Origin of the sequence: Staphylococcus sp. GDB20D11A (genome assembly GCF_016893255.1) — a bacterium.
GTDB classification, from domain to species: Bacteria; Bacillota; Bacilli; order Staphylococcales; family Staphylococcaceae; genus Staphylococcus; species Staphylococcus aureus.
Genome location: NZ_JAFEPJ010000003.1, coordinates 433249 through 442743, shown reverse-complemented (window position 1 = coordinate 442743; position 9495 = coordinate 433249). Strand labels below are relative to the sequence as shown.

At 32.1% G+C, this 9495-nt stretch carries 8 protein-coding genes and 1 pseudogene; 2 read left to right on the top strand and 7 right to left on the bottom strand.

All coding sequences use genetic code 11. The features are described 5' to 3' along the window. Positions 1-20 precede the first annotated feature (20 nt). The 7 genes and pseudogenes from JV528_RS04300 to isaB all read right to left on the bottom strand — a co-directional run. Positions 21-740: pseudogene (locus tag JV528_RS04300) on the bottom strand (amino acid permease); the annotation flags it as partial. A gap of 90 nt (positions 741-830) precedes the next feature. Continuing rightward, complete coding sequence (gene argF, locus JV528_RS04295; RefSeq protein WP_204177617.1) at positions 831-1685, bottom strand: ornithine carbamoyltransferase; 855 nt, start codon at positions 1683-1685, stop codon at positions 831-833. Between the two features lie 32 nt (positions 1686-1717). Further along, positions 1718-2953 (bottom strand): arginine deiminase, encoded by a 1236-nt coding sequence (gene arcA, locus JV528_RS04290; RefSeq protein ID WP_000129411.1) that lies wholly within the window; start codon positions 2951-2953, stop codon positions 1718-1720. A 176-nt stretch (positions 2954-3129) separates the two neighbouring features. Continuing rightward, positions 3130-3297, bottom strand: a complete 168-nt coding sequence (locus JV528_RS04285) for a hypothetical protein (protein WP_103204700.1) — start codon at positions 3295-3297, stop codon at positions 3130-3132. A 2-nt stretch (positions 3298-3299) separates the two neighbouring features. Next, entirely contained in the window at positions 3300-3749 is a 450-nt protein-coding gene (locus tag JV528_RS04280) for an arginine repressor (RefSeq protein ID WP_204177615.1), read from the bottom strand. A gap of 366 nt (positions 3750-4115) precedes the next feature. Continuing rightward, complete coding sequence (gene aur, locus JV528_RS04275; RefSeq protein WP_204177613.1) at positions 4116-5645, bottom strand: M4 family metallopeptidase; 1530 nt, start codon at positions 5643-5645, stop codon at positions 4116-4118. Between the two features lie 423 nt (positions 5646-6068). Beyond that, positions 6069-6596, bottom strand: coding sequence for an immunodominant staphylococcal antigen IsaB (gene isaB / locus JV528_RS04270; RefSeq protein WP_001044560.1), 528 nt, complete (start codon positions 6594-6596; stop codon positions 6069-6071). A gap of 257 nt (positions 6597-6853) precedes the next feature. Here isaB and JV528_RS04265 point away from each other — a divergent pair, with 257 nt between their 5' ends. Both JV528_RS04265 and JV528_RS04260 read left to right on the top strand, forming a co-directional pair. Next, positions 6854-7312 carry a hypothetical protein gene (locus JV528_RS04265; protein WP_000734788.1) on the top strand — a complete coding sequence of 153 codons (459 nt, stop codon included), beginning with the start codon at positions 6854-6856 and terminating at the stop codon, positions 7310-7312. A gap of 239 nt (positions 7313-7551) precedes the next feature. After that, positions 7552-9426, top strand: coding sequence for a BglG family transcription antiterminator (locus tag JV528_RS04260; protein ID WP_204177611.1), 1875 nt, complete (start codon positions 7552-7554; stop codon positions 9424-9426). The last annotated feature ends 69 nt before the right edge of the window (positions 9427-9495 follow it).

Here is a 9495-nt window from a genome sequence, read left to right as displayed (position 1 = left end):
ACTTTGAAGGGAGCATTTCACGTGGCACTACCTACATCTTTTTTATTTTTAGCTCTACTAGAAAAAATTACTGCACCTTCGATACCGATAAACACCCATACTGTCACTAGCATCGTACTTTTAACTTGGCTCATTGTGCTCGCCCAACTAAATGGCAATACACCCTCTGACGTCATACCGAAAAAGCCTGTTTTAAAAGTGTCAAAATTGAATGCAATTATCATGCATATGATTACAAGTAAAATCGGTATTAACTTTGCAACAGTAACAATACTATTGATAAATGCTGCTGTTTCAACGCCTTTTAAAATCAAGAAATGGACACCCCAGAGTAGTAACGAGGCGACAATAATACTTGGTAATGTGTTGCCTCCTTTAAAAATCGGGAAAAAGTTACCTACTGCTGACATCAATAGTGTTGCATAGGCAACATTGCCTAAAAACGCTGAGAACCAATATCCCCAAGCACTGATAAAGCCTACAAAATCGCCAAATCCTGCTTGAGCATAACTATAAATACCACCGTCTAGCTCCGGCCGTTCATTGGTTAAATTTTGAAATACGAACGCTAATGAAATCATTCCTATAGCTGTAATAATCCAACCAATAATAATGGCTAATCCACCGGCTTTACCGCCCATATCAGACATTATATTGAACGCACCGCCACCAATCATGGATCCTATAACTAGTCCAATTAAAGAAGATTTACTGAGTTTGTTATCTCCTGATTCGTTCATATTCATTTCTCCTTTAATACAAATATGAGGTGTCTGTACATGACACTTATATCATCAGACACATCATATTCATATCGTTCCATTTAGTGATTAACTCCCCAATGTTGCTGCCATTACTGCCTTAATTGTATGCATTCTATTTTCAGCTTGATCAAACATCTGTTGATTCACTTGATAGTCTTTTAATAAATTAATACGTTGTTCAAATTCACTTTCTTCACCCATCGATACCCAAACATCTGTATATATAGCATCTGTATTTTCAACTGCTTCTGCAATATTATCCGTAATCATGACTGAACCACCATATTGACTCGCTTTTTCTTTTGCAATATCAACATATGCCTCTTTTGGATTTAATGATTTAGGTGTACAAATTCTTACATTAACACCTAACATAGCACCTGCTACCATTAATGAATGTGCAATATTATTACGTCCATCTCCAACGTAAGTTAAGTTTATTCCTTCTAGATATCCAAAATTCTCTTTTATTGTCATAAAATCAGCTAACATTTGTGTAGGATGCCAATCATCTGTTAATCCATTCCACACCGGCACACCAGAGAACTTCGCTAAATCTTCAACAGCTTGTTGTGAAAAACCACGGAATTCAATACCATCGAACATTCTACCTAATACTTTCGCAGTATCCTCTACAGATTCTTTTTTGCCTAATTGAATATCATTTTTCCCTAAAAATTCTGGATGCGCACCTAAATCAATAGACGCAACTGTAAACGCTGCACGCGTTCTCGTCGAATTCTTTTCGAATAGTAGTGCAATATTTTTTCCAGATAAGTAATGATGCTTAATACCGTTTTTCTTATACTCTTTTAATGTAATTGCAAAATCAATAAGTCCTTCGAATTCTGCTTTGGTAAAATCACTTTCTTTTAATAATGATCTGCCTTTTAAATCATACGGTTTTTGAATTTCTGTCATTATTTTCACCCTCGTTTCTATAATTTATTACGTTAAATGTCTTCTCTGAATAGTGGTTGACTCATACATCTAGGACCCCCACGTCCACGTACCAACTCGCTACCAGATATTTCAATGACTTTAATGCCTTTCTGTCTCAATAAATCATTCGATACATAGTTTCTATCGTAAGTCACTACAACACCTGGTCTTATACATAATGTATTTGAGCCATCATTCCATTGCTCTCTAGCACCATCAATGACATCACCATTTCCTGTTGGAATGAATTGGATATCATCTATACCTAGTACGTCTTCTAAAGTATCTTTTAAATGACTAGATTGTTTGATGGCAATATCTTTATTTACGTCATCATATTCAATAATAAATATATTCATATTGCCTTCTGCCTTTAAAATGGCTGAATGCATTGTAAATTTGTCATAATCTATCATTGTAAATACTGTATCTAAGTGCATAAATGTTCGACTAGTTGGAATTTCAATTGCTACTACTTTTTTAAACGTCGCCTGCGGATTTTCAAAAATACGTCGCGCTAACTTTTCAATAGCTTGTGCAGATGTACGTTCTGAAACGCCTATAGCCAAGACATCTTTAGATAAAACAAGTTCATCGCCGCCTTCAATATTGAATGGGCAATCTCGATCTAACCAGATTGGAATATTCGCATCTTTAAATCTAGGATGATGCTTTACAATATATTGAATAAATATTGATTCTCGTCGTCGTGCTCTCCAGAACATCCGATTGATTGTTATACCGTGTCCTATTGAGGCTTGTGGATCTCTAGTAAAATAAAGGTTTGGCATTGGATCTAAATAGAATGGATACTTATCATCCATATACTCTACTAGATGTGTACATTTCGGATTAATTTCTTCCTTACGTACCCCTGACATTATTTTATCTACAAGTTCTTGATTAGAAAGTGTCGCAAATAATGCCTTAATTTCTTCTTCATGACCTAATATTGTTTTTTTAGACTCTGCTAATACATCATCAATAAATTCACTTCTTACTTGAGGATTTTCAATACTTTCAGCTGCTAACTTCTCAAGGTAAAGTACTTCAACACCCTCTTCTCTTAGCACCTGTGCAAAATGGTCATGCTCTTTTTGAGCTACTTCTAAATATGGAATATCATCGAATAGTAATCCATCTAAATAATCAGGCACTAAATTTTCTAATTCTTTTCCAGGACGCTTAAGTAACACAGTTTTTAAAGCTCCAATTTCGCTATTTACTTTAATTGGACCATCTGTCATGTCTATTTCCTCCTTTTATCTTTGAATTCATTTAGAGTATAGACAATCTTCAAACGCTTACATGTGATTATATTCACATAAAGAAAGTCGAAAATTTCATATATTTTTGTTATACAATACATAATAATGGATTTTTATACATAAATAAAGGTGTTTTGGGTCAAAATATACATTTTTTATTCGAAAATACCCGCAAAAACATGTTGTATAAAGTTTTTTATACAGTCAAATGAATGACTATGAATTCTTTCTTTCCATAAAAAAACGCGTACACAAGTTAATATTTGGTAACTAACTTGAGTACACGTGATACGAAACAAATTTTTATTATTCATTTGATACATGTCTATTTAAATAATTTTGCGTATACGTATACTGCCATATCATTTGAGGCAGTTAAGATTAATGTAGTGTCATTTCCACTCACCCTACCTAATATCTCTTCTATATTTAGCTGATCGATAAAATAGTTTATGCCTTGGGCGAAACCAGGTGAGGTTTTGACGATAATGTATGAACCATTGATGATTGAACTTAGAACTTCATGTTCACAATAGTGTCTAAACTTTTCTCTCATCTCTTGTTCTGTTTGATTATTAATAGCTTTATAAATCCATGTTTCACAATCGATAGGGACACGATATATATTAAGTTCTTTCAAGTCTTTAGCAATTGTTGTTGCACTATATCTTACACCAAAATATTCTTCAATATATGAAATGATTTGTTCTTTTTTATAAATCTTATGCTTTTTAACTATTGTAGAAACAATTTCTAATCGTTTACTTTTCTTCATATTGTAAACTCCTTTGGTAGTTACGTTTCTTGTATTAAAAAATAAATTCATGCATGTTTCATTTATAATTTAACACTTTGTTTTGCAAAAGATAATAAAAATACATGTAAATTTTTTGTGACAACTTTTAAAATGAATTTTGTATTCTAAGTCAGCATTTAATTATCACATATTTGCTACTAGTAATGATTTTAGACTGCCGAGTAGTCTTTCGGTAGACAACCCTCACACTCCTCTCATCTAATTACAAAAAGAGGGTACACCTACAAAGTCAATAATCAATGTAGGTATACCCTATATATAAGCTGTATTTAAAATTTAATTATTTATAAGTGTTTAACATTACTTCTTCTTGTTTATATATTTTTACTCCACGCCTACTTCATTCCATGCTTCATACACCTGTTCAGCTGTTTGCTCGTCATATAAATCTTTAGCCGCTTGGTATAATGCATCTTTACAATCTTTGAAGTTTGAATTACTTGTTAAGTATTCCGTTAATGCTCGGTAGTAAATTTGTTCTGATTTAGATTTCCCTATTGCTTGAATCACGTTATAAGCTGCTTTATTTGGAATTCCAGAATTCGTATGTACGCCAACATTATCTTTTTCAGTGAATACATAGTCTTTCATATGAGCTGGTTGACCAAATTGTTCTGGGTTTGACATGCTGCGTAAAGCGTCTCCCTCTTTTCCAGGTGTGTAGACATCTTCACCCATTAAGAAATCCTCGTCATCTACAAAGTATCCAAAAACATCTGAAAAGCTTTCATTTAGAGCGCCTGACTGGTCCTTATATTCTAAGTTCGCAGTCTCTTGTGTCACACCGTGTGTTAATTCGTGTGCTACTACGTCATTTGCACCCGATAAACTTGTGAATGTGCGACCATCACCATCACCATAGATCATTTTGTCACCAATCCATGCGGCATTATTTCTGTTATCTTGACCACCGTAGTTATTAACATGCGTTAATGAAACAATTGGACTACCTTGGTTGTCATATGATTCACGACCAAATGTGTCTTTGTAATAATCATATGTTTGTTTAGCGTAATAATTTGCATCTACGCCAGCACGTTGCTCATCTTTTACGAAGTTTTCATCTTCATTAGTAATCAATGTTGCTTGACCTGTTTGATCATTAAAGCTAAATGCTGATAATTTACCTTGATGCGTTAAATCTTCTAGGCTAAATCCACCGTCAATACTATTGATATTAATATCTTTTGTATCGCCAAGTACACCTTTTCCTTTACCAGTTTCTGCAGCTTCTTTAACTAAGTTCATTTTTTCTAAAATTTCGCCAGTTTGAGCATCAATTTTAACTTTCCAATGTGAAATTTCTGGTGTCACTGTAATTAACTCAACATTATAAACGTATTTATTACTGTCACCATCGATTTCAACTTTGTTTTCTTTAATGACTTTATCTTTAAGATTTTTCGCTTTATTCTTATCAATCTTAACTGCTTTAAATGCTTTGTCGGCTGCGTCATCTTTACTTAATGTCACTTTATTCGTTGGCTTTACTTTCTTCGCATCAGTATCCCCATTGATTAAAACGACTTTTCCTGATTTGTCTGCGTGTACTTTCACTTCTTTGTCAGGTGCATGAACACCATCAACACTCGGTTGCAATGTGTAATGCGTAAATCCTTTTTTATCAGTTTTTACATCAGTAACAGCGTAATCTTGATAAATATTTTTTACATTTTCGGATTTAGGCAATTCTTTTAATGCTTTGACCGCATCACTCTTTTGAGTCACCTCAAATTTAATATCAGAATTAGCTGGTTTATTGTTTGAATCAATCGCTAATGCTGCTGGTGATAAAGTGCTCAACAAGGTTACTGCTGCCATACTTGTAAATGCATATCTTGAAAATTTCCTCACATTTCATTCCTCCTGAAATCTTAAAAACAGCTTATAAATAAAATATTAATTTAATTTTTTAGAAAAGTAAATGATTATTTCTATTTATTTCGATACTTTTTGTTCGTTGATTTTATTTATTGATTCTTTTCTTTTTTAAAAATGTTATCTGTGGCTAAATAAAATTTTAAAAATTGAGCTTAATTATATTTTAAAATTTATCAAGGCTTTATTTTTGTGAAAATATTAACAAATACAAAATAGTGCTCTATATACTTAATCAATGCTTGAAATATGTGAGATAACTATTTAAATAAGCATGATCAAATAAACATTTTTATCAATTTCAAACAACTATGTAAGACGCAACAATCGTTATTATTTAATAAAAAAGACTAGAATGCGGTATCACTCCTCACACTCTAGCCTTAATATGCTATTATTTTATTTACTTGTTTTGTATGGTGTATGTCCAACTGTTACTTCGACAACTCTATTATGATCAACGACAAACCAGATGCCTAATGTCTTTTTAGCATTTTGATAGTAAAAAATACCGCTATCAGCTTCCTTTGTTTTACCATTTTCTTTTTTCAAGTCCTTGCCATAAGCTTTTTGGATATCTTTTAATGAAATATTATTTTTAACTACAAATTGCAATTGACTTGCTTCGTTTCCTTTTGCGGAAACACCTTTAAAAGTTTGATCATATTTCTCTACTTTTTTTATCGTATTCGTTTTAGCTAATTTAATACCATTGAATTTCACGTTATCATACTTAATCGCGTTAATAAAATTCTTATCCAGAATAAAATTAGCATTATTACCAATATAACCATTGTAAGTATAATATGGGGTTATTGCTGCCTGTGCCTGTTTACTTGTTGGCGCCGAATTTTCAACAACTGTTACTCCAATCAGTGTGCCCAATGCTAATGTTGCTGCTACACAAACTTTACTGGTTTTATTCATAATTATCTCTCTTTTCCATACAAATATTTTATTCCTCACACTTTTATTATAACTTTTTCAGCCATAAAAATACTAATGATTATATTTATAAATACATAACAGTTTTGTTATACTAATTGAAGTACACAAAAAACAATGAAAATATTAATATCGTCTAATTTTCTAATATTTATTTTTTAAAATGATTATGGCAATATTGAAATAAATTATTTAGCTTCACGTATCGACTACTTTTCATTAACATGGAGGCGTTATATTTGAAAAAACTTCTTATTACCATCGTAATTATCGTATTAATCGGAGCACTTGGGTTCGCAATTTATGCTGCAATAAATCATTCTACATCATCAAGTAATAACCAAGAACAAGAAAATAAAGCTACGCATAAAAAGACAGACACCGAAGAAAATGATCAACAAGATGATAGTGCAGACAAAGCAGATAAAAATCAAAATAATGGCAATAACGTTACTAATGACAATCAACCATCTTTACCGTCAAATGTTCCTAACAACCATTCAACAGCACCTTCGAATACGCAACCAGCTCAGCCAAAAGACTCAAATTCAAATAAAAATAATACTCACGGTGGTGGCAGTCAATCGTCAACAAACAACCAAAATAATCAACAACAGAACACACCACCTGCTAATAAATCAAATAATACCAATACGCCTTCTAAACAAACACCTCAAGCACAATCACCTAAAAATTAATCATTTACCTGATACGTCCACAAGTATCAGGTACATAAATCCAGAAAAACAGCAGTATGATATTTTTCTATTTGAAATATCTTACTGCTGTTCTTTATTTGCATAATTCGCACTCTGTTAAATTCATATAAAAGTTCGCTTTAATGTCATTGACGTATGTATAAGCTCTCATGTTTAATAATATTAATACACCTTTAAAAACGCTTACACGGAAAATTTAGAAAGGAGGTACATGTTAAATGCTTGATAGACACTTAAAACTACTCCAGTTTTTTATTAAAAATCCATCAAAGCACATTAGTTCTAATGAAATTGCTGAACATGTCAATGTTTCAAACCGCACAGTTCGCAATGATATCCATGTTATCAATAGCAATTTTATGGATGATATCATCGTAAGTATTAAATCTAAAGGATATCAATTAAATACATCGCAGTATACCTTAGAAACGATAACTGAACGTTACACGCATATTCAATCATATAAAGAAAAACTATTATTATCTATGGCGTATCAACTGCTAATGCACAATAAATCGCAGACATTGCAACAACTAGAGCAAGATTATCTATTATCTAAAACTGTGCTCAACGACTATTTCGTTCGAATTCAACAATGGTGTCAAAAATTTAATATCGCTTTAACAATCAAGAAAAAACAAGGTATTGTGGTCGATGGAACAGATAATGATATCACTAATGCCATCATCCATTTAAATCAATTATCATCAGGGCATGTACATGTTGAAGACCTAATTTTAAATGAATTACCTGATTCACACCAAAGGATGATTTCGCATATTATACAAGAGACACTTCAACAACATAGTATTGAAACAACTGATATTCAAATACAACAGCTTTTAATTCATCTCATTTTAATCATTAAACGTAAGCAATCTTTAAGTGAGCTAGACACGTTAAACCACGATGCAAAATTGATATCTCAATCTTGCATTAAGCAAATCAACGAAAGATTAGGTTATGACTTGAACGAAAAAGCAATCAATATGTTTTCATTCTTTATTGGTTATCATTTTAATAAACTCGATATTGGCATAGAACGTATATTTATACAAAGTTATATTGATCGCTTAATCGAATTGATGCAGCAACATATTCATGTACCTTTCAATGAAGATTCGATTTTACAACAAAATTTATATAATCATTTTAGTAAAGCATATTTACGTATCACTCAAAACATTTATTTAAACAATCCTTTAGTTATAGAGATTAAAAAACTCTATCCCTTTGTGTTTAACACACTTTTTGAAGCGATTGATAAATTAGCAATTGATACTGATATAGAGATGAGCGAAGATGAAATTGCCTTTTTAACAATTCATTTTCAAGCTGCCATCGAGCGTCGTACCAAAACACAATTAAATGTAGTCATCGCTTGTTATTATGGTCTAGGTGTGTCGAATTTTTTAGAAACTAAAATAAATAACTTATCCGAAGAGTTGTCAGTGATAAATACGATTAAACTAGAAAATATAACACACTATCACTTTGACAATGTAGATTTATTAATAACGACCCATGATATTCCAAAACAAACGCTAAACATACTTCCTAAGCACCTAACGATTATCAAGGTTGCACCATTATTTTCTGAAGATGACCGTCACAAAATCAGACACGTTGTGAAGCAAAAGCAAAATCCGGTTCAAGCACATCATCATATGGACACTGTCAATTTCCTTGTCGTAAATACTGAACAAAAACCACGACATACTGTGCAAATTTTTGAAGAAGCTCAAAAAATATTACAAGCACATCATGCGATTGTAGAAGGATATATCGAATCAGCTTTAGAGCGTGAGAAATCATCTTCTACATACATAGGTAATTTTATGGCGATTCCTCATGGAGATCCTGAAAAAGTTTTACAATCACATGTGCTTATTTTTCGTACAAAAGATGTTTTTCCTTGGCGACAACACGATGTCAAACTTGTCTTTTTCTTAGCGATTTCGCATAAAGACAAAGCTTTTACAAAACAAATGATGCAATTAATTGCTAACTTGGATGATGATTCAGTGAACCATTTATGTAGTTTAGATGATCATAGTTTAAAGCAACAGTTATTTGAATACTTACAAGAATAATTGCCACTAGTAACGGTAATTATTCTTTTTTTTAGTATCGAGAATGCGCTTACAATATAGAAAAGGAGA